Origin of the sequence: Bradyrhizobium murdochi, assembly GCF_000472965.1 — a bacterium.
Taxonomy (GTDB): Bacteria; Pseudomonadota; Alphaproteobacteria; order Rhizobiales; family Xanthobacteraceae; genus Bradyrhizobium; species Bradyrhizobium murdochi.
Genome location: NZ_AXAU01000023.1, coordinates 71,978 through 91,886 on the forward strand (window position 1 = coordinate 71,978; position 19,909 = coordinate 91,886).

Annotated in this window: 19 protein-coding genes; 10 read left to right on the forward strand and 9 right to left on the reverse strand. The window is 61.9% G+C overall.

The genetic code is table 11. The features are described from left to right. The first annotated feature begins 97 nt into the window (after positions 1–97). From YUO_RS0131340 to uvrB, 4 genes are all read left to right on the forward strand, one after another. Positions 98–1,003, forward strand: a complete 906-nt coding sequence (locus YUO_RS0131340; RefSeq protein ID WP_028350775.1) for a LysR substrate-binding domain-containing protein — start codon at positions 98–100, stop codon at positions 1,001–1,003. Further along, a complete protein-coding gene (locus tag YUO_RS0131345) occupies positions 993–2,213 on the forward strand; it encodes an NAD(P)-binding domain-containing protein (protein ID WP_028350776.1) in 1,221 nt (406 codons plus the stop codon). The genes YUO_RS0131340 and YUO_RS0131345 overlap by 11 nt, the downstream gene beginning before the upstream one ends. Positions 2,214–2,279: 66 nt before the next feature. After that, positions 2,280–2,516 carry a hypothetical protein gene (locus tag YUO_RS0131350; RefSeq protein ID WP_235782897.1) on the forward strand — a complete coding sequence of 79 codons (237 nt, stop codon included), beginning with the start codon at positions 2,280–2,282 and terminating at the stop codon, positions 2,514–2,516. A 356-nt stretch (positions 2,517–2,872) separates the two neighbouring features. Further along, on the forward strand, positions 2,873–6,031 hold the full coding sequence (uvrB, locus tag YUO_RS42360) for an excinuclease ABC subunit UvrB (protein WP_083754792.1): 3,159 nt from the start codon (positions 2,873–2,875) through the stop codon (positions 6,029–6,031). Positions 6,032–6,060: 29 nt separating this feature from the next. Here the strand turns inward: uvrB and YUO_RS0131365 are convergent, their stop codons facing one another. Continuing rightward, positions 6,061–7,191, reverse strand: coding sequence for a hypothetical protein (locus YUO_RS0131365; RefSeq protein WP_156908852.1), 1,131 nt, complete (start codon positions 7,189–7,191; stop codon positions 6,061–6,063). A gap of 96 nt (positions 7,192–7,287) precedes the next feature. After that, on the reverse strand, positions 7,288–8,595 hold the full coding sequence (locus YUO_RS0131370) for a hypothetical protein (RefSeq protein WP_028350779.1): 1,308 nt from the start codon (positions 8,593–8,595) through the stop codon (positions 7,288–7,290). Between the two features lie 61 nt (positions 8,596–8,656). Here YUO_RS0131370 and YUO_RS0131375 point away from each other — a divergent pair, with 61 nt between their 5' ends. Beyond that, the gene (locus YUO_RS0131375; protein ID WP_028350780.1) at positions 8,657–9,424 is read left to right on the forward strand and encodes a DpnI domain-containing protein; all 768 of its coding nucleotides are present in this window, start codon (positions 8,657–8,659) and stop codon (positions 9,422–9,424) included. 119 nt (positions 9,425–9,543) lie between these two features. After that, the gene (locus tag YUO_RS48125) at positions 9,544–9,711 is read left to right on the forward strand and encodes a hypothetical protein (protein ID WP_235782898.1); all 168 of its coding nucleotides are present in this window, start codon (positions 9,544–9,546) and stop codon (positions 9,709–9,711) included. Between the two features lie 75 nt (positions 9,712–9,786). Here the strand turns inward: YUO_RS48125 and YUO_RS42365 are convergent, their stop codons facing one another. From YUO_RS42365 to YUO_RS0131420, 5 genes are all read right to left on the reverse strand, one after another. Continuing rightward, complete coding sequence (locus tag YUO_RS42365; protein WP_235782899.1) at positions 9,787–10,017, reverse strand: addiction module antidote protein; 231 nt, start codon at positions 10,015–10,017, stop codon at positions 9,787–9,789. Positions 10,018–10,134: 117 nt separating this feature from the next. Then, complete coding sequence (locus YUO_RS0131390) at positions 10,135–10,563, reverse strand: hypothetical protein (protein WP_028350782.1); 429 nt, start codon at positions 10,561–10,563, stop codon at positions 10,135–10,137. A 1,394-nt stretch (positions 10,564–11,957) separates the two neighbouring features. After that, positions 11,958–12,137: a hypothetical protein gene (locus YUO_RS0131405; protein ID WP_235782900.1), complete on the reverse strand. Its 180-nt coding sequence runs from the start codon at positions 12,135–12,137 to the stop codon at positions 11,958–11,960. A 166-nt stretch (positions 12,138–12,303) separates the two neighbouring features. Beyond that, positions 12,304–12,990 (reverse strand): HAD family hydrolase, encoded by a 687-nt coding sequence (locus tag YUO_RS0131415; protein ID WP_028350784.1) that lies wholly within the window; start codon positions 12,988–12,990, stop codon positions 12,304–12,306. Next, positions 12,987–13,190 (reverse strand): cysteine-rich CWC family protein, encoded by a 204-nt coding sequence (locus tag YUO_RS0131420; RefSeq protein ID WP_028350785.1) that lies wholly within the window; start codon positions 13,188–13,190, stop codon positions 12,987–12,989. The genes YUO_RS0131415 and YUO_RS0131420 overlap by 4 nt, the downstream gene beginning before the upstream one ends. A gap of 98 nt (positions 13,191–13,288) precedes the next feature. On the opposite strand from YUO_RS0131420, the gene YUO_RS0131425 reads away from it, so the two are divergent. The 3 genes from YUO_RS0131425 (at position 13,289) to YUO_RS42370 (ending at position 16,547) form a co-directional block, all read left to right on the forward strand. Next, positions 13,289–14,842 (forward strand): DUF1800 domain-containing protein, encoded by a 1,554-nt coding sequence (locus YUO_RS0131425; RefSeq protein WP_028350786.1) that lies wholly within the window; start codon positions 13,289–13,291, stop codon positions 14,840–14,842. Beyond that, a complete protein-coding gene (locus YUO_RS0131430; protein ID WP_035728054.1) occupies positions 14,839–16,083 on the forward strand; it encodes a DUF1501 domain-containing protein in 1,245 nt (414 codons plus the stop codon). The genes YUO_RS0131425 and YUO_RS0131430 overlap by 4 nt, the downstream gene beginning before the upstream one ends. A 65-nt stretch (positions 16,084–16,148) precedes the next feature. Beyond that, positions 16,149–16,547 carry an endonuclease domain-containing protein gene (locus YUO_RS42370; RefSeq protein WP_051379734.1) on the forward strand — a complete coding sequence of 133 codons (399 nt, stop codon included), beginning with the start codon at positions 16,149–16,151 and terminating at the stop codon, positions 16,545–16,547. A gap of 104 nt (positions 16,548–16,651) precedes the next feature. On the opposite strand, the gene YUO_RS0131440 is transcribed toward YUO_RS42370, so the two are convergent. After that, a complete protein-coding gene (locus YUO_RS0131440) occupies positions 16,652–17,590 on the reverse strand; it encodes an aldo/keto reductase (RefSeq protein WP_028350788.1) in 939 nt (312 codons plus the stop codon). Between the two features lie 412 nt (positions 17,591–18,002). On the opposite strand from YUO_RS0131440, the gene YUO_RS0131445 reads away from it, so the two are divergent. Then, a complete protein-coding gene (locus YUO_RS0131445) occupies positions 18,003–19,349 on the forward strand; it encodes a metal-dependent hydrolase family protein (RefSeq protein WP_028350789.1) in 1,347 nt (448 codons plus the stop codon). Positions 19,350–19,377: 28 nt separating this feature from the next. Here YUO_RS0131445 and YUO_RS0131450 read toward each other — a convergent pair whose 3' ends face one another. After that, complete coding sequence (locus YUO_RS0131450; protein WP_028350790.1) at positions 19,378–19,839, reverse strand: GNAT family N-acetyltransferase; 462 nt, start codon at positions 19,837–19,839, stop codon at positions 19,378–19,380. Positions 19,840–19,909 lie beyond the last annotated feature (70 nt).

Sequence of the window (19,909 nt, forward strand, 5' to 3'; positions counted from 1 at the left end):
TTCAAACCAAGGCTACTACACCCATTCTTGTGCCTCGCTTGTCGCAGCTACGCAAACCGAGTTATCTTGCTCTGGCATCAGTTTTCCTGAGGGTCATGTGCGGCGGCTGCTCTTTCTTAACGGCATCAAAGCGTTCGAAGCGGCAGCGCGCACCGGCAGCTTCGCCGCCGCCGGGACCGAGCTCAACGTTTCCGCCGCCGCCGTCAGCCGGATGGTGCATCTGTTGGAAGAGCGACTGGGCGTGGCGCTGTTCGAGCGCAAGGCCAACCGCCTCGTGACCACCACCGCCGGCCGCGCCTATCAGAACGGGCTGACGCCGATCTTCGACGCGCTGGCGAGCCTGACCGCGCAGGTGACGGCGCCTGCAAGCGTGCGCGTGCTGACCATCGGCGTCGGGCCGACCTTTGCGATGAAATGGCTGATCCCGCGGCTGGCGGACTTCCGCAAGGAAGAACCCGATATCGACGTCCGCATCACCACCGGCGGCGCCGCGGTGCCGTTCGGCGAGGACTGGAGCTGCGGCATCAAGCTCGGCGACGGCGAATGGCCTGGCCTGATCGCCGAGCCGTTGTTTGCCGCCGATCTGCTTCCAGTCTGCGCGCCGCGCCTTGCCAACGCGCTCAAACGTCCCGGCGATCTGAAGGGGCCGACCCTGCTGCGGGTGGCGCATTCGCCAGACGACTGGCCGTCATGGCTCGAGGCCGCCGGCACCGCCCGCATCAGCGCCCGCGGACCGGAGTTCGAGTTTTATGGCCAGGCGCTGCAGGCCGCCGTCGACGGCCTCGGCATCGCCATGGGCATCCGCCCCTATATCGACGATGACCTTGCGGCCGGCCGGCTGGTCGCGCCGTTTGCGTTAAGTGTGCCGAAAGGCATGCGCTGGTATCTGGTGTATCGCGGCTTCAGCACCGGGCAGCGCGATTTCGCCGCGTTCCGGCGCTGGATCGTTCGCGCGGCAGCGGAGCCCGCCACGCGCCGCAGGGGCCACAGACATGCCGGATGAGAAGATCGAAACGCTGGTGATTGGCGGCGGCCAGGCCGGTCTCGTGATGAGCCACCGCCTCAAGCAGCGCGGACTGTCGCATCTGGTGCTCGAGCGCCACCGGATCGCCGAACGCTGGCGCAGCGAGCGCTGGGACGGATTGATATTCCAGTTTCCGAACTGGTCGGTGCGGCTGCCGGACTTTCCGTTTCCGCACAGCGATCCCGATGGGTTCTCGGATACGGCCACCATCATCAAATTTATCGAGGCCTATGCGGATTTCGTCGCGCCGCCGATCCGCTGCGGCGTCGCGGTGACGCGGCTGTCGCAGCGCGACGGCGGGCGCTTTATCGCCGAGACCACGGATGGCACGATCGAAGCGGACAATGTCGTCGTCGCCACCGGACCCTATCAGCGCAGCGTCATCCCGGACCTGTTGCGCGATCATCCGGTGTTTCAGGTGCGTGCCGCCGACTATAGGAATCCCGAACAGCTTCCGCCGGGCGCGGTGCTGGTGGCCGGCGCCGGCGCGTCCGGCGCGCAGATCGCGGAGGAATTGTTGCAGGCCGGGCGACGCGTCTATCTCTCGGTCGGACGGCATCGCCGCCTGCCGCGCCGCTATCGCAGCCGCGACCTGATCTGGTGGCTCGCCGAAATGCAGTTCGACCAGATCACCCCGGAGGAGCGCGGGCAAGCGCGCCTCGGCCCGGTGATTTCGGGCGCTTATGGCGGCCGCAGCATCGATTTCCGCGATTTCGCCGCCCGCGGCATGATCTTGCTCGGACGTCTCGACGCCGCCGATGGCGGCGTGCTCGACATCGCGCCTGGCCTCGACAAAAGCCTTGGCGACGGCGACATCGCCTTCACCACCTTCCTCGACACCGTCGATGAATATGTGAAACGGCGCCGCCTGGAGCTGCCGGAAGAACCCGGCGCCCGCGCGACGCTTCCCGACCCGCCTTGCGTCACCGCGCCGCTCACGCGCCTCGACCTCGCCGCGGAGGGCATCTCTTCGATCGTCTGGGCGACCGGCTACGGCGTCGATTTCGGCTGGATCGATATCCCGGTCCTCGACGCCCGCGGTGAAGCGGTTCACCGCAACGGCATCTCAGCCGTATCCGGCCTGTACTTCCTCGGCCTGCAATGGCTGTCGAAGATGAACTCCTCGTTCCTGTCAGGCGTCGGCGACGATGCCGTGGTGCTCGCGGATCATATTTTGGCGCGGCGCTAGCGAAAAACTCCGCGACATGTGAACCCGTTCACATCTGCCTCCGCCGCGCCGTGCTCTGCTCGCGCCATGCGCAATTCCGGGGGACGCGCCATGATCTATGGCGGCTTTGAAATTCAGTCGTTCGAAGCAGGGAGAGGGCTATGGCACGCCAGGATTCAACGGGCCGATCAGGAGCCGGTGGTGATCGACGGCCTGGCATTTCCGACCCTCGAAGTCGGCTTCGCCTGGTCGAATCCGGAAGCGGCGATCGCGGACGCGAAAGCGCATATCGATCGTTTCATGCCGCGGTTCGCGAATCCGTAAGCACGACCGGCGGAACTGCCGGCCGCATCTCTTTGCCCCCTCCCGAACAGACCCTGCAAGCGACGCCGGTGCTTTCGAGCTGCCCGGATTGCAGCGCATCGCTCGCGGTGCTGCGCATCATTCCCGGCCGTGCCGGCGCCGAATACTGGACCATGCGATGCACGCGCTGCGGCGGGATCCATCTGGATATCGTCAAAGCAGCACCGGTCAGAGCGGATAATGGCGATCTCCGCGTCTGAGGTGCGCAGATGGTTCCCAATTGCGGTCTTGCTGACATCTGCTGACAGGCGGAAGCGCGCGCTTTCGCGCGGCCATTTGCCCTTTTCTCACCGGCTGACTCGTCCCATATTCGGGCGATGGCGAAGAAACCAGACGCTCCCCGAAAATCAGGCAAAACCCCGAAATCCAAGGCACACCGGCCCGAGGTGCAACCAATCGGACCGGCGCTGGCGGAACTGCTCAATCCCGCGATCAACCGCGGCGATGCCGGCATGGGCTCGGGCACCGGCCTGCAGCCGCCGCCGGATAATTCCTGGGACCGCCGCGCCGGCGGCGAGGCCGCCGCGCATCGCGCGCGCGCGTCGACGAAGGGAACGAGTTCACAAGTAACGAAGCGCGATACGGCGGGGTCGCGACTCGTGGAGGCACCCCCACCCAACCCTCCCCCGCAAGCGGGAGAGGGCTCCAGGCGTCAAGCGCCAGGCGAGGTCGGTAGTATTGAGTCGACGAACGCGCAACCATCGTCCCCTCTCCCGCTTGCGGGGGAGGGTCAGGGTGGGGGTCTCTCCACACGGCATGAACTAGACGAATCCCCCCAAGCCAACTACGGCACCGCGGCCACCATCCCGACGCTTGATCCCGAACTCGCGCGCCAGCTCGGCCTGCCGACCGCGGAAGACGACGAGGAAGCCCTCGCTCGCCCGCCGCGCAACAAGATGGAAGCGCTCGGCGTCAAAGCCACCGCCGATGCGCTGGAAAGCCTGATCCGCGATGGCCGTCCCGAATTTCGCGGGGACAATGGCCAGCTCAAAGTCTGGACGCCGCACCGGCCGCCGCGCCCGGAAAAATCCGAAGGCGGTGTGCGCTTCGAGATCAAATCCGAATACCAGCCGAAGGGCGACCAGCCGACCGCGATCGCCGAACTGGTCGAAGGCATCAACCGCAACGACCGCACCCAGGTGCTGCTCGGCGTCACCGGCTCCGGAAAAACCTACACCATGGCCAAGGTGATCGAGGCGACGCAGCGCCCGGCGCTCATTCTCGCGCCGAACAAGACGCTGGCCGCGCAGCTCTATGGCGAGTTCAAGAATTTCTTCCCCGACAACGCGGTGGAGTATTTCGTCTCGTACTACGACTACTACCAGCCCGAGGCTTACGTCCCGCGCACCGACACCTACATCGAAAAGGACTCGTCCATCAACGAGCAGATCGACCGCATGCGCCATTCGGCGACGCGCGCGCTGCTGGAGCGCGATGACGTCATCATCGTGGCGTCCGTGTCGTGCATCTACGGTATCGGCTCGGTCGAGACCTACACCGCGATGACCTTTGCGCTGAAGAAGGGCGAGCGCATCGACCAGCGGCAGTTGATCGCCGACCTTGTCGCGCTGCAGTACAAGCGCACGCAAGCCGATTTCACCCGCGGCACGTTTCGCGTCCGCGGCGACGTCATCGACATCTTCCCGGCGCACTATGAAGACCGCGCCTGGCGCGTGAACCTGTTCGGCGACACCGTCGAAAATATCGAGGAGTTCGATCCGCTCACCGGCCACAAGCAGGACGATCTCGAATTCATCAAGATCTACGCCAACTCGCACTATGTGACGCCGCGGCCGACGCTGGTGCAGGCGATCAAGTCGATCAAGAGTGAACTGAAGCTGCGGCTTGACGAGCTCAACAACCAGGGGCGGCTATTAGAAGCGCAGCGGCTGGAGCAGCGCACCACCTTCGACCTCGAAATGATGGAGGCGACCGGAAGCTGCGCCGGCATCGAGAACTATTCGCGCTACCTCACCGGGCGCCGCCCCGGCGAGCCGCCGCCGACGCTGTTCGAATACGTGCCCGACAACGCGCTGGTGTTCGCCGACGAAAGCCACGTGACCGTGCCGCAGATCGGCGGCATGTTCCGCGGCGATTTCCGCCGCAAGGCGACGCTCGCCGAGTACGGTTTCAGGCTGCCCTCCTGCATGGACAACCGCCCGCTGCGGTTCGAGGAATGGGACATGATGCGCCCGCAATCGGTTGCGGTGTCGGCGACGCCGGGCGGCTGGGAGCTGAACGAAAGCGGCGGCGTGTTCGTCGAGCAGGTGATCCGTCCCACGGGCTTGATCGATCCGCCGGTCGACATTCGTCCGGCGCGCACGCAGGTCGACGATCTCGTCGGCGAAGTGCGCGCGACCGCTGCCGCGGGTTATCGCTCGCTGATCACGGTGCTCACAAAGCGCATGGCGGAAGACCTCACCGAATACCTGCACGAGCAGGGCATTCGCGTACGCTACATGCACTCTGATATCGACACCATCGAGCGTATCGAGATTATCCGGGACTTGCGCCTCGGCGCGTTCGACGCGCTGGTCGGCATCAACCTGTTGCGCGAAGGCCTCGACATTCCCGAATGCGCACTGGTCGCGATCCTCGACGCCGACAAGGAAGGCTTTTTGCGCAGCGAGACCTCGCTGATCCAGACCATCGGCCGCGCCGCGCGCAACGTCGACGGCAAGGTGATCCTCTACGCCGACCAGATGACCGGCTCGATGGACCGCGCCATCGCCGAAACCAACCGCCGCCGCGAAAAGCAGGTCGAATACAACACCGCCAACGGCATCACGCCGGAGAGCGTGAAGAAATCGATCGGCGACATCCTCAACTCCGTCTACGAGCGCGACCACGTCCTGGTCGAGATCGGCGACGGCGGCATGGCGGACGACGTCATCAGTATCGGCCACAATTTCGAGGCCGTATTGTCCGACCTCGAAACCCGCATGCGCGAAGCCGCCGCCGATCTGAACTTCGAGGAAGCCGCCAGGCTGCGCGACGAAGTCAAACGCCTGCGCGCGACGGAAATGGCCGTGGTCGACGACCCCACCGCAAAGCAGCGCGCCGTGCAGGGCAAGGCCGGCGCTTATGCGGGTACACGGAAATACGGCGACGCCGCGAATTTGCCGGTAAGCGCGATGAAAAAGAAAGGCGTGCAGGCCGCCCTAAAATCCAGCCGCAGCGCATCTTCGGGCCGCAGCGGCGCTCCCTCCCCCCTTGCGGGGGAGGGTCGGGGAGAGGGATCTGTCTCCACGAGTCGGGCCACCTCCAAAATCCACAAACCCCATCTCGACGAAATGCATGGCCCGGAATCCTTGCCCTACCGTCCCAGCGGCGCCAAACCGCGCAAGCCCGAGCCCGGCAGCGGCAGCAAAATCTTCCAGCCAACGGATTCGCGGCAGTCCGGGCCGGAGTTCGGGCCAGCCCCGCGATCAAGCGGCGGCGCGCCGGGGCACCGGGGCGGGTGGAAGAAACGGTAATTGGGCGAACAGTTGGTTCACGTAGGTATCTAACGACGAATACCTGGTCCTAGATCGTATCTGAACAATTCAGGTCCGTTGGGTCGGACCCGCGCTCTGATTCCGAGTAGCTGCGCGCCCGGCATGTGTTTATCAAATTCGGTCAGCGCATTTTCGAGCACGGTCTTTGCCAACATGGCTGACGGCTCAAACTGAGGAATCTTGAAGTTCATTCCAATTTCCCGTGGCAACGTTCCATCATCGATCGTCAGGACCACGGAGACGTCCAGTTGCATTCCCATTGCTTTGGCTTGCTCCACGAACTCCTGAACATACGTATCCTCCCACGTGATATCAAAGCTCGGCTTGGCAATTTCCCTGCATATTGCTGCTAGAAATACAGCTTCCGCTCGATACTTCTGCTGTTCAGTGGGATTCCATCGATTCGGATTCCCAATTGAGTGATGTCGAAGCCGTCCTCTGAGCTCAACAATCTCAAGAGCTATTGCTTCTTTGTCATCTGGCCACTTGTCGAGCGCGAGTTTTGCTCCTCTCGCGACGTCCCGAAGCATTGGATCTTCCAAAATGGATTCAAGTGCTCCGCAAAACTCGCGCTTCTCTACCAATTGCGCAGCAGCCAATCGGTTTTGATGCTTCAACTTGAACCGGGATTCGAGAAACAGAAAACAATAATTGTAGGCATCAATCAACCTATCTGCTGCCAAGGCTTTCCGTCCCTCTATGAAGAAGGCCATTGGTTCGATCAGGTCAACACCTCGATCAACGGCTAAGAACGCTCTCCCAAAGATTGAAAAATCATGCATGATCTTCGAATTGGGCTCATTCCTATTCGAATTGAAGGATAAGATATGAACTCGCTCGCGCTCTGCGTCTCCCTCCGGCTTGAACTCTTGCGATATATCGTCGAAATCTACGTCAACAATCACATAGGTAGCCAATAACGATTGCCAAGCTCGAACGCCTTGCACAGCCTCTTGAATACGGTTTCCCTTAATCGAAATTCGGCTCTCAGCAATCGATCCTGAAGCTTTGAAGAATGTTGGCGCCTCATCAATCGGAAGTGCTTCGAAAATTACGCCAACGTGCGATACAAAGCCTTCGCGTCTTTCGATGAAATACTTGTGCTGGGCCTTGACTGGCCACACCTCGGAAATTCTCAACTTATTTCTCACAGCGAATTTTACTATATGCTGCATAGTGTGCGGCCACGAGTAGCGGTCGAGCGGCGAACTGCCGGGGTGGGTGAAAAAAAGCAGCTACGCGTTGAGACAGTGAACAAGATAGTCAGCCATCCAGTCCCACATCGCTCGCAAGTGATCGGAGGATGGAGCAAAATTTGGCGAATGAACATATCGATTTAACGTGTCGGCAGAGAGCAAGGAATCCGCTTGAGGAAACTTTCTTAGAAGCTCGACGTACTTTTGATCGATTTTTTGATGCGCTCTAAGGTCCTCTGCAACCTTCAAGACGCGTCTTGCTAAAGAATCGTTTTGGTTAATTGTAGCGAGCTTGGTTTGGTCGATATAATTTTCGGTTGCGAGCTCGACGAGAACGCGGAATAGCACTGAGATTGCGTTCGCATGATCGTCTAGATTTAGATGAAACTGCAACTCCTCCCATATCGCTCGATGCCGCTGTATCCTTCCCGCCCAAGCAATCGCATATATTGTATTGGGTATAAGGCTAGTCCGTTTCTGCGGCCGCGTAGCACGTGTCGGAGATGGCCGCACAACTGCGGGTTTGTTTTCGGCGGCAACCTGCTTCGAGGCTAAAGAGTTTGCAGCAGTCGGCAAAAGCCCCTCTCCCTCCAAGCGATCGAGATACGACCGCTTTGCGTCGATATCCCAAATATCTCCCAGGACCACGTACCTGTTTGCGAGATCATCCGCTATCCGGCGCAAGGCTCTTAGGACAATTGGCTCATCGTGAGTAAACTCGAATTTTCCCTTCGCACCAGAAAAGCCCACTCGGTTTCGAAAAGCCTCTGCCGACAAGAGCCGATTGAGATTCGACCGAGGAATTTTCTTGTGAGGCAGCATGCCCGCATCACCGAGCCGCTTCTCGATCTCGTCGGCCACATTGAAACTAGTACCCATACCGGTACGACTGATGAAATTTGACTTCATCCTGTCATCCCAAGTGGATTGCCCTACTCCACCTTGGCTGCCGGTATGTCTGCGGTACAGAATGTCGTCGATTCGGTCGCGATCCGTTTCAACCTGACACTGAATTGTGGCGGGGAATTCCCCCTTCCATTTGGTCCGTTGTTCCGAGAAGAATTCCTGCAATTCCGTCGTTGGAGCCCTTCTGGGTTTGTCGAGCAGCTTCAGGCAGGTCATCCGACGATTTCCGTCGAATAATACGAACTGTTCTCCATCCGGGAAAACTAGAGGTGGCTCGAAGACTTGACCGTTTGCTACAATGTCTTTGGTAAGGTTGAGCATGTGCAATTCAAAGTTATTAAACAGCCAAGCGATAGCGGCTGTCTCGTTTTCGAGTTCGCCATGCCGATCATTTGCGCGATTAATTACAAGCGATTCCAACGGTAAGTGTCGGTAGCTCATTGTCCGCTCCCCCTATGGTAGTATAGCTTAGTTCTCCCACTGGTTGTACAGCCATAAATTCATGAAACTTGGATTCGAAGAATCCCAATCGTTCTACACCAGCGGCTCGCAAAGCGCCCGCGCCTGGACAGAAGCTTGGGTGAAGGCTTGGGCCTACTGCCCGCACTGCGGCAACGCCAAGATTTCATCCTTTCCCAACAATTCCCCCCTCGCCGATTTCTTTTGCCAATCCTGCAAAGAGGAATTCGAACTCAAGAGCCAGAAAGGCAGATTCGGAACGCGAGTCGTCGATGGTGCGTTCAAGACCAAGTGCGAACGCCTCGCCGCCAGCAACAATCCGAATCTGCTTCTGATGAACTACGACCTCAAATCGCTTGCGGTCGTGAACCTGTTTATTGTGCCGAAGCATTTCTTCGTCAGGGAGATTATCGAGGAGCGAAAGCCGCTGGCGCCCACTGCGCGACGGGCCGGTTGGATCGGCTCCAACATCCTGCTTAGTCGAATTCCAGACTCCGGGAAGATACACATCGTCCAGAACAGCGTTGTTCGCGCGAAAGAACTCGTCCTCGCCGATTGGCAAAAGACACTCTTCCTCAGAAACGAATCTCCGGAAACGCGGGGCTGGTTGCTGGATGTGATGAAGTGCGTGGAGTCACTTGGCAAGCGAGACTTCACGCTTGACGAGGTCTACGCTTTCGAACGGCATCTCGGCGATCTCTATCCTGGCAATCAGAACGTCAGACCGAAGATTCGGCAACAGCTTCAATACTTGCGTGATCGCGGGTTTATTGAATTCGTTTCGCGCGGGAATTATCGTTTGCGACACTAGGGAGCCCGGCCATGGCGTGGTTTCTGAATCACTACAAATGCGACCGTTGCAGGCGTCGATGGGCCGATGAATGGTCCTGCACGTGCGACGACACATGCCCGCATTGTGGGGCGCGAGATATGACGCCTTACGAAAGCGAGGAACTGACCACGCTTATTGAGCAAGAGGGCAAGGAGTTCGTCGTCCTGTGGTCGCCGGAAACGGCGGAACACGATCCGGACTATCGCGAACTTGGCCGCTTTCCGACCCGAGAGAAGGCGCTGGAGTTTCTGGCGGCGGACGGTTGACTGTCGGCTTTCTGTTATGCCGCCTTCGATCCCTGAGGCTGCGCCACCAGGTCGATGCCAAGCGCATGAAGCACCTTAATGATGGCCCGAATTCTGGGTTCGCTTCACCGCCGAATGCCCGGTACAAATTCTCGCGGGAGAGGCCTTCTCCGCCACTGCGTTCATTCCACGCGCGCGGGCTACCGTGCCGATGGCAACAGCGATTGCGGACGTATCCTCAGATTCGAATGCTTCGTTGAGGTAAGCTGCGATCATCTCGGGACTGTCGAGATATTCGGCTGCATCGAACGGTATTGCCTTGGCCATTTCAGTCCTCCGACTCACTGCCGCTCGCGCCATGTCGGCTAGTGTGACACATAGCGGACAGACATTTCCCGGACCCCGAGGGCATTGGATTGAAGCCCGTTGGTACCGCGTGTCTGATCAGCACGATCGATACATCTCCTGCAGTGGCTTTCCACTCAGAAAGATAGTGTGAGGAGTCAAACCGCCCCTGCGAGCGATCCAGCGGCGTACCCGCGTCGGATAGGTCGAGTACATCATCAAGGTTGCTTCGGGATCAGTGAAGGCGCGACCATTGGCGCCGTAATTCCAGGCCGCATGGAAGCCGAGCGTCGCGCGCGGCGTTACGCAGATTTTGTCGTGAGGGAGCGCGCTGAGAACCATGGTGCACGCCGAGGCACAGAGACCGTCGATGATGACGGATTGGCCCGATGAAGCCAGGCGATCATATTTAACGATGTAAGTCGCGATCAGACCGCCTCGATCATTCGTGATGCGTACTGCAGAACTTGCCTCTGACACATTTAGGGTCAGCAGAACTGCCACAAGGAATCCTGTCACGTACTTCATGTCCCACCCCTGGGTTCGAGCAAATCGATTTGGATCGCTTTGCGTGATGCGCGAAGCTGCGACAGGCTTGTTCAGATTCATGGCATTGTCTGGGCGCAAACCGCAGGACAGCAACGCCGGTTCCCTGACTGCAAACTCGTGAGAACAAGCCGCACCTGAAACGAAAGATTGAGATCGCCCCTCGCAAGTCGAGTGGCCGGATGTGGGGTTATGACCTCCGCAGGGGAACTCTCATCTTGGAGGTCGCGTCTGCCGCGATGGCTTTCGAGGGCGGACCAGAATTCCCCGCGCGCTAGCGACCGTGCCAATGGCAACTGCGATTACAGATGCGTCCCCGGACTCGAACGCTTCGTTGAGATAGCTGCGATCATCTCGGGACTATCTAGATATTCGGCTGCATCAAACGGTTTCGCATTGGCCATTCAGTTCTCCAGCTGCGCGATGGTTGGCAGCACCTGCAGCTTGTCGCTCAGCGCAACTTTAATCACGCAGTTGCCCCTCAAACCTCCGCCCTCAATCCCTAAACGCCTTCTGAATATCCTTCGCGAGTGGGCGTTGGGCGGTATTCGGGCGAACACTACTACCGATTGCGCTGCTGGCCGGGCAAATCACGCATGGCTTGGTCCAGTTCTTACTGCAAAAATAAATCGCTTCGCGAATACCCCAAATCACTCCTACAACTCCCGCCATCCCGCACCCGCTGGAGGGGCGTATCGCGATCGTCACGTACGTTGGGCGCGGGATGCGATGGACGCGGCAGCGTCAGGCGCGCAGGTTGATCGCAGGGCGGGCCTTGGCCTGTGAGCGAAAAGAACGGCGCGCAGACGACCGGCGCTTAAACGCTTCGACCAGGACTTCGGTTTGGCAGCATACGGGCCGATCGAAACATTCTGGTCGGGGAAGCCGCGGACGGCAAAGCCGTGTGGTCCTGGCACCCGTTGCTGGTGTCAAGCTGGCGGAGATTGATCTGACACAACCGGGTCTCGATCGATCGTCAATCCGCCAGCGACGGAGGCCAGAGGAATTCGGCTCCGGGGAGAGCGCGGTATACGCCGTTAAAACCATTGCGCAGGGAAGGCCGGGTGTTCCGGCGCACCTGCAGTCCGCCGTGTGCATTTTTGCGCACGACTGCGGGTGTTTTGGGCACCCGGCCTTTCCTGCGCCCTCTTCGATTTCGAGGGCATCGCCGATGCAAAGCTCGGGCGGATGGCGCCGCGGGAACGCGAGCGCGTGTCCGCTCCACTGTCATGCCCCGCGAATGCGGGGCATCCAGTACGCCGCGGCCTCTCGGCTCAATCACGGAGGCCTCTGGAATACTGGATCACCCGCTTTCGCGGGTGACGACAAGCGAACTAGTTGTTTGACATTCGAATCCGAAAAGCGCGACTGCGCCCTCACCCCGATCGCCGGTGGCTGGTGTTCTGCGTCAGATTGCCGTGCGCGCCCTGTTCGCGGATGTTGTTCTTCTCGTCGTTGCGATGGCCCTTGGTGGTGTCGAGCGGCACGCGGGGCGCGCTGCCGGGGCCCTTGGGGCTCCGATTGTCCGGGGGAATCGGAGGCGCGGTCTTTGGCATCATGGTCTCCGTCATCAACGGAAAAAACAACGCTGGCCTTGGCGAAATCGTTCCGCGGGGAATGGCGGCGCAATCCATGCCTCCGCTTGTGGCGCTATGGCTGGCGGCTTCCGGCTTCGCCAAGGCTTCGGCAGACAAGTCGCCGCGTTGCTCGCGATGACGCCTGCTAGCGGCTTCGCGCTAACGCGCCACGCTCGCGCAGCATTGCCAGCACCGCATTCAGATCCGGCACCACCGCCGCGCATCGCGCACGCGACTCTTCGGTCGGCGTCACCATGTCGGGCACCATGATGGTGATCGCGCCCGCGGCATGCGCAGCGGTCACGCCGTGGTTGGAATCCTCCACGGCCACGCAAGCTTCCGGCTTCAGGCCGAACCGCGATGCCGCGAGCAGATAGAGGTCGGGATTGGGCTTGCCGCGGGCGACGTCGTCGCGGGTCAGCAGCGTTTCGAAACGGTGGCGGATGCCCGCGAGCTTGAGATGCGCATTCGCCGTGCGCAGCGACGAGGAGGTGACGATCGCCATCGGACATTCGGCTGCCCGCAGCGCGTCCAGGAGTTCGATCGCGCCGCTCTTCAGCGGCAAGCCTGCGCCGAGAATTTCATTGCGGTTGCTGACGAAGGCACGGCTGACCTCCGCAAGCGGAAAGCCATCCCCGTAGCGCGCTTGCAGCAGGGCCTCGCACTCCGGACCGGGCAGGCCGACCATCGCCTGGCATAGCGTTACGGCGTCGTCGGTGTAGCCATGCGCGGTGAGCGCTGCGACCAGGCTATCGAAATGGACCCGCTCGGTGTCGAGCAGCGTGCCGTCCATGTCGAGCAGGACGGCGCTGACGTTCCATTTCCCGCTCACGCCGCACCCGCGCCGGCGCGCTGGCTGGCGAGTTTGCGCAGGCAGTCAGGGCAGAGACAATCGCTGCCGTCCACCGGCATCGGCAGGCGGAACGTCTCGTCGTTGCACCAGCAGGGACCGGACAGGTTGCAGCCGAATTCGTTGCCGCAGCCTGCGCAGGCGAGGCGGCGCGTGGGCGCATTTTCCAAACGATCTGTCATCAACGAGGCTGAATCCTGACGCGGAATTAATCCCGGGTTCACACTGAGGCGCGTTATACTTCGCCACTATACGCTTGGGAAATTCTAAGGGAAATCCGATGGCCCGCGATTCGCAAGCAGCCCTCGTTGCGCTCAATCGCTTCGGCTTCGGCGCGCGCGGCGGGGCGTCCGGCGATGTTCTCAACGCCGCGTCCGATCCGCGCGGTTTCGTCAAGGCGGAACTCGGCCGTCCCAATCGCGTGCTGCTCGAAGTGCCGGGGCTGCAGTCGACGCCCGCGCTCGGCAAGGCGGTGTTCGATTATCAGTTCGAAATCCAGCAGGCTCGCGACGCCGCCAAATCGGCCGCGCCGCCGGCTGCAGGCGAAGGTGCATCGCCGCGGCCGGAGGCCAAGGGCCAGCGGCGAAACCTGTCGCTCAACGGCATCGCTATGGAGATGGCGCCAAAAGAGCCACAGGCCAAGCCTGCGGAGAATCCCGGCGCGATGGCACCGGCGGAAGCGATGCAGCCCAATGCGCCAAAACCTGCGCCACAACCGCTCAACATCATCCAGAAAACCTTTCGCGCCGAGGCGCTGGCGCGGCTGCAGCGCGCCGTCATCGTCGATGGCGGATTTGCCGAGCGGCTTGTCGTGTTCTGGTCGAATCATTTCTGCATTTCCGCCAACAAGGGCGGGCCGGCGCGGATGTGGGCCGGCTCGTTTGAGCGCGAGGCGATCCGGCCGCATGTGCTCGGACGCTTCGCCGACATGCTGAAGGCGGTCGAGCAGCATCCGGCGATGCTGTTCTTCCTCGACAACCAGCAATCGCTGGGCCCGGATTCGCGCGCCGGCAAAAACCGCAACCGCGGACTGAACGAAAACCTCGCGCGCGAGATACTTGAGTTGCATACGCTCGGCGTCGGCGGCGGCTATTCGCAGGATGACGTGACGTCGCTGGCGAACGTTATCACGGGCTGGACCTATGCGGGACGGTTGGGCCAGCTCGGCGCGCCCGGCACCTTCGTGTTCAATGCCAATGCGCACCAGCCGGGCGCGCAGCGGGTGATGGGCAAGGTCTACGATGCTGAAGGCGTGGCGCAGGGCGAGGCGGTGCTGGCGGATATCGCGCGGCATCCCTCGACGGCGAAATTCATCGCGGGAAAATTCGCGCGCCATTTCGTATCGGACGATCCTCCACAGGCATTGGTGGCGCGGCTCGCCGATGTCTTCACGAAAACCGACGGCGATCTCAAGGCGCTGGCGCTGGCGCTGGTCGATTCCGACGAAGCCTGGAGCGCGCCGCTCACCAAGATCCGTTCGCCTTATGAATTCCTCGTCGCGGCCGGCCGGCTGCTGGCGCAGATTCCGAACAATCCCAACCTCTATCTCGCCGGCCTGAGGGCGCTCGGTCAGCCATTATGGTCGCCGGCCGGGCCGAACGGCTTTCCCGACACCAACGCCGCATGGCTGGCGCCGGAGGGCATGAAACTGCGCCTCGATATCTCCACCCAGATTGCATCGAGGCTCGCCGAGGGCGTCGATCCGCGCGACCTGCTCGAACTCGCGGCCGCCAACACGGCGTCGGTGGAGACACGGCGGACCGTCGAGCGCGCGGAATCACGGCAGCAGGCGCTGGCGCTGTTGTTGATGTCGCCGGAATTCCAGAGGAGATGACGTCCATGGAAACGACAATGGGTTGCTGCGAGGACCTGCGATCATCGCCGACGACGCGGCGGGCCGTGCTGCGCGGCGGCGCGTCCTTTGCGGCGTGGGCCTACCTGCCGAAGTTCGCGCGCGCGGCCGACGGCCGCGATCCGCGGCTGGTGCTCGTGATACTGCGCGGCGCACTCGACGGGCTCGCCACCGTCGCTCCAACAGGCGACCCTGACTATGCCGGCCTGCACGGTGCGATCGCGCTGTCGTCGAGCGGGCCGAACGCGGCGCTGCCGCTCGACAATTTCTTCTCACTGCATCCGGCGATGCCGGAATTTTCGCGGATGTATCGCGAGAAGAAGGCCGCGGTGATCCACGCGGTGGCGACGCCCTATCGCGACCGTTCGCATTTCGACGGGCAGGACGTGCTCGAAAGCGGCTTTGCCGGCCCAGGCCGGGTGCAGTCCGGCTGGCTCAACCGCGCGCTGGAAGGCCTGCCGAAAGGCGAGCGGGTGACGAGCGGGATCGCAGTCGGCCCGATCACGCCGCTGGTGCTGCGCGGCGCGGCACCGACCGTCGGCTGGGCGCCGCTCGCGCTGCCGCAGGCCAGCGAGGACACCGCGATGCGGCTGCTCGACCTCTATTCTCACCGCGATGCCGCGCTGGGCTCGGCGCTGAAGCAGGGCCTCGCGCTCGACAAGGCCGCGCAGGGCGACGACATGAAACCAAAGCCCGGCACCGGCGGCGCGGCCGCGATGCGGCTGGCAGCGCGCGGCGCGGGCCGATTGATGGCGGCCGACAATGGTCCGCGGATCGGCGCGCTCGCTTTCGACGGCTGGGACACGCATGCCAATGAAGGCGGTCCGGTCGGCCGGTTGGCGCAACTGCTCGGCGGCCTCGACGGCGCACTCGCCGAATTCGAAACTGCGCTGGGACCGCGCTGGCGCGACACGGTGATCGTGGTCGCCACCGAGTTCGGCCGCACCGCGCGCATCAACGGCACGCAAGGCACGGATCACGGCACCGCCACCGTCGCGCTACTCGCCGGCGGCGCGGTGAACGGCGGGCGGGTGATCGCGGACTGGCCGGGGCTGAAGCCGGCGAGCCTCCATCAGGGCCGCGACCTCGCGCCGACCACTGACCTGCGCGCGGTGATGAAAGGCGTTCTGAGGGATCAGTTCGGGCTGGCGGAGAAGCTGTTGGCGGACAGCGTGTTCCCGGAGAGCGCCAAGGTGAAGCCGATGCAGGGATTGGTATCTTAACCTCTCCCCGCTCTTCTGCGGGGAGAGGTCGCCGCGCGCTTGCGCGGCGGGTGAGGGGCAGGGCAATGCGTGGCCGCAATGAAAAGGATATCCGAATCGCGAGGCGATTGAGGAGCAACCAAACAGATGCCGAAACTGTCCTCTGGAATCGCATCCGCAACCGGCAGATCGATGGGCACAAGTTCGCGCGGCAAGTGCCGATCAGTGGCTACATCTGCGACTTCGTTTGCCGCGAACTCAGTCTGGTTGTCGAGGTTGATGGTGGGCAACGCAATGAGTCGGCCACCGACGCGGTCCGCGATGCTCGCTTGACCGAACAAGGCTACAGAGTGCTTCGGTTTTGGAACAACGATGTGCTTGGAAATATCGAAGGCGTTCTCACCGTCCTTCAGGCAGAGCTTTCGGATCGAGCCGCTCGCTCCCGCTTGCGGGGAGAGGTCGCCGCGCGCTTGCGCGGCGGGTGAGGGGGTACAGGTCTCACGTCGCTCACGGCTCGTGGAGAGAGCCCCTCACCCCGACCCTCTCCCCGTGAAGAACGGGGAGAGGGAGCGAGAGAGCCGTGCGCGTATCACTTCGTAATCCGATCCACCTCCGCCATCTCCTCGGCGCTCAAGGTCCAGCCGATCGCCTTCACGTTCTGCTCGACCTGTTCGACGCGGGTGGCGCCGGCAATGACGCTTGTGACTTGCGGCCGCTGGGCGAGCCAGGAGAAGGCGAGTTCGAGCATGGTGTGGCCGCGCTCAAGTGCGAACGCCTGGAGCTTTTCGACGATATCCTCATTGCGCGCCGTGACGTAGCGGTCCTTCAGCGCCGGCGCCTTGGCGAAGCGTGTGTCGGCAGGGGCATCAGTCCCGCGCTTGTACTTGCCGGTGAGGAGACCGCTCGCCAGCGGGAAGAACGGCAGCAGGCCGAGCTTGTATTCCTGCGCCGCCGGCAGCAAATCCTTCTCGATGCCGCGCACCACGAGGCTGTATTCATCCTGGCAGGAGACGAAGCGGTTGACGTTCATCTGCCGCGCTATCATTTCGGCCTCCGCAATCCGCCAGGCCGGAAAGTTCGAATTGCCGATGTAGCGGACCTTGCCTTGGCGCACGAGCTCGTCGAGCGCGCGCAGCGTCTCTTCCATCGGCGTCAGGGGATCGTACTCATGCTGCTGGTAGAGATCGATGTAATCGGTCTTCAGCCGTTTCAGGCTGGCCTCGACCGCGGACATGATGTAGCGGCGCGAGGCGCCCTGCTTGGTGCCGTCGGTCGCCATCGGTTTGGCGTACTTCGTCGCCAGCACGATATCCTTGCGGCGGTCGCCGAGCACGGTGCCGAGCACGGTCTCGGAGCCGCCCATACCTGCATAGATGTCGGCGGTGTCGAACAGGGTGATGCCGAGGTCGATCGCCTTGTGGATGACCTTGCGCGAGGTCTCCAGATCGGTGCGCTGGCCGAAATTGTTGCAGCCGAGGCCGACGGCGGAAACACGCAGGCCGGAGCCGCCGAGGTTGCGAATTTGCATGGATCGATCCTGTGGGAAGAGCGGGAGGAGGGCGCATTGTGGCGCGCGCGGCTTCGGCCCGCAAGAAAAAGGGGGACCAGCGCCCGCGCTTGGCAGCCATGCGGCACAAAAAGATGCGGCCCCGGTCAGACGCGGCGACTGACGGGGACCGCTGGGGGCGCGTGATCTGAGACGGGGGGCCTGATCAGACGCAGGGGCAGGCTAGCTGCGCTTTGTTACGCGCGCGTGACGCTGGGACTTATCCACAGAGTCGATGTCGCCAGCCAACCCCCAGCTCTGACAATTCCGGCGCCATGAATTTTTGAATCTCAGGCGTCTCAGAAAGATTTCAAATATTACGCTTGGCGAAGCAAGACTGGTTGTGCCGCCTATGCTAGGATAACCAAGGGTCGAAAAGCGCTTGGAGGGTCAAATGGTCTCCAGCTATCTCCGCCTTTTGGTCTGTGCGGTAGTTCTTTCGGCAAGTGGGGCGCAAGCTCAGCAGAGTAACGACGCAACCACGCTCTTCAACAACGTCAGAATATTCGACGGCAAGGGCACGTCGCTGTCAGAGCCAACCAACGTGTTGGTTCGAGGCAATCTGATCGAAACAATTTCCCGAGCGCAGATCGCGGTCGACCGCCGCGCCGACACGCGTGTCATCGAAGGCGGCGGGCGCACGTTAATGCCGGGGCTGATCGACAATCATTGGCACGCGATGCTGGCGCGGGTGACGCCGGTGCAAGCGTTCGGTGACGTCGGCTACAACAATCTCGTTGCCGGCGACGAAGCGACAGACACTCTGATGCGCGGCTTCACCACCGTTCGCGACGTGGGCGGGCCGGTGTTCGGTCTCAAGCGCGCCATAGATGACGGGATCGTCAAAGGCCCGCGCATTTATCCGTCCGGCGCTATGATCACCGTCACGAGCGGCCACGGGGATTTCCGCCAGTTAACCGATCTGCCGCGGACGATCGGCGGCATGCTCACCCGCATGGAACAGGTCGGTGGCGCTATAGTTGCGGACAGCCCTGACGAGGTGCGCGTGCGCGCGCGCGAACAGCTCATGCAGGGCGCCTCCCAAGTCAAGTTGACGGCGGGCGGCGGGGTATCGTCCCCCTTCAGTCCGATCGACGTAACCACCTTCACCGAGGCCGAATTGCGCGCCGCGGTTGAAGCCGCTGAGAACTGGGGCACATACGTCACCGCGCATGCCTTTACGCCGAATGCGATCCGGGGGGCTGTAGCGGCTGGCGTGAAATGTATCGAACACGGCACCCTGATGGACGAAGCTACCGCCAAGCTGATCGCCGAGAAGGGCGTTTGGCTCAGCCAGCAGCCGCTCCCCGAAGCCTTGAGGCTGGGTTTTCCCGAGGGTTCCGTCCAGCGCGCCAAGGCGGATGAGGTCTGGCCCGGCATAGCCAAGTCCTACGAGTTGGCGAGGAAGTACAAGATCAAGACGGCGTGGGGCACCGATGTGCTGTTCTCCCGCGAACTGGCGCAACAACAAGGGGCAATTCTGGCCTCGCTTGCCCGTTGGTACACCCCCGCCGAAGCGCTGGTCATGGCGACATCGACAAACGCCGAGCTGCTGGCGCTGTCGGGAAAGCGCAATCCCTATCCGGGAAAGCTCGGTGTCGTAGAGCAGGGCGCGCTCGCCGATCTGCTCCTTGTCGACGGCAATCCACTGGAGGAGATCGGCCTCATTGCCGATCCCGCCAAAAACTTCAAAGTGATCATGAAGGACGGCATGATCTATAAGAACACGCTCACCAGGTGAGAAATCTCCATCGATCCTCGATCGAACATCAGAACAGCTTGCGGTAAACGACGAAGCCGGAGCGGTCCGCCACCTTGTCGTAGAGCTGCATCGCGGTGTGGTTGGTCTCGTGCGTTTGCCAATAGACGCGGGAACATCCTGCGCGTCTGGCCTGCTCGTATACGCCATCGATGAGCGCACGGCCGACGCCCTTGCAGCGCGCTGCTGCGCTCGTGAACAGATCCTGCAGATAGCAGTTCGGCTCGATCATGGTCGTAGATCGGTGAAACAGATAATGCGTCAGCCCGAGTAGCTCGTCGCCGCTCTCGGCCACCAGCGCATGCACCGGCTCATAGGCATCAAAGAAGCGCGCCCATGTCATCGCCGTGATCTCGGGCGCCAGCGCGGTCGGGCCCGAACGGCCATAGAAGGCATTGTAGCCGTCCCATAGCGGAAGCCATTGCGCGTAGTCCTGGCGGGTGACGAAGCGGATGGTGAGGTCGCCGGGCATGCGCGATTCCGTGTTGGTTAAGAGAGTGCGCGTCAGGGACGCGGGAACGAGGGATGATTATTGCAGATGT

What these genes read in the sequence shown, in the direction of transcription:
- uvrB (WP_083754792.1), top strand. Translation starts at nt 2,873, where the DNA reads ATGGCGAAGAAACCAGACGCTCCCCGAAAATCAGGCAAAACCCCGAAA.
- YUO_RS0131420 (WP_028350785.1), bottom strand. Translation starts at nt 13,190, where the DNA reads ATGACAGATCGTTTGGAAAATGCGCCCACGCGCCGCCTCGCCTGCGCA.
- YUO_RS0131375 (WP_028350780.1), top strand. Translation starts at nt 8,657, where the DNA reads ATGAAACTTGGATTCGAAGAATCCCAATCGTTCTACACCAGCGGCTCG.
- YUO_RS0131430 (WP_035728054.1), top strand. Translation starts at nt 14,839, where the DNA reads ATGACGTCCATGGAAACGACAATGGGTTGCTGCGAGGACCTGCGATCA.
- YUO_RS0131450 (WP_028350790.1), bottom strand. Translation starts at nt 19,839, where the DNA reads ATGCCCGGCGACCTCACCATCCGCTTCGTCACCCGCCAGGACTACGCG.
- YUO_RS0131350 (WP_235782897.1), top strand. Translation starts at nt 2,280, where the DNA reads ATGCGCAATTCCGGGGGACGCGCCATGATCTATGGCGGCTTTGAAATT.
- YUO_RS0131405 (WP_235782900.1), bottom strand. Translation starts at nt 12,137, where the DNA reads ATGCCAAAGACCGCGCCTCCGATTCCCCCGGACAATCGGAGCCCCAAG.
- YUO_RS0131390 (WP_028350782.1), bottom strand. Translation starts at nt 10,563, where the DNA reads ATGAAGTACGTGACAGGATTCCTTGTGGCAGTTCTGCTGACCCTAAAT.
- YUO_RS0131370 (WP_028350779.1), bottom strand. Translation starts at nt 8,595, where the DNA reads ATGAGCTACCGACACTTACCGTTGGAATCGCTTGTAATTAATCGCGCA.
- YUO_RS0131425 (WP_028350786.1), top strand. Translation starts at nt 13,289, where the DNA reads ATGGCCCGCGATTCGCAAGCAGCCCTCGTTGCGCTCAATCGCTTCGGC.
- YUO_RS0131445 (WP_028350789.1), top strand. Translation starts at nt 18,003, where the DNA reads ATGGTCTCCAGCTATCTCCGCCTTTTGGTCTGTGCGGTAGTTCTTTCG.
- YUO_RS0131345 (WP_028350776.1), top strand. Translation starts at nt 993, where the DNA reads ATGCCGGATGAGAAGATCGAAACGCTGGTGATTGGCGGCGGCCAGGCC.
- YUO_RS42370 (WP_051379734.1), top strand. Translation starts at nt 16,149, where the DNA reads ATGCGTGGCCGCAATGAAAAGGATATCCGAATCGCGAGGCGATTGAGG.
- YUO_RS48125 (WP_235782898.1), top strand. Translation starts at nt 9,544, where the DNA reads ATGACGCCTTACGAAAGCGAGGAACTGACCACGCTTATTGAGCAAGAG.
- YUO_RS0131440 (WP_028350788.1), bottom strand. Translation starts at nt 17,590, where the DNA reads ATGCAAATTCGCAACCTCGGCGGCTCCGGCCTGCGTGTTTCCGCCGTC.
- YUO_RS42365 (WP_235782899.1), bottom strand. Translation starts at nt 10,017, where the DNA reads ATGGCCAAGGCAATACCGTTCGATGCAGCCGAATATCTCGACAGTCCC.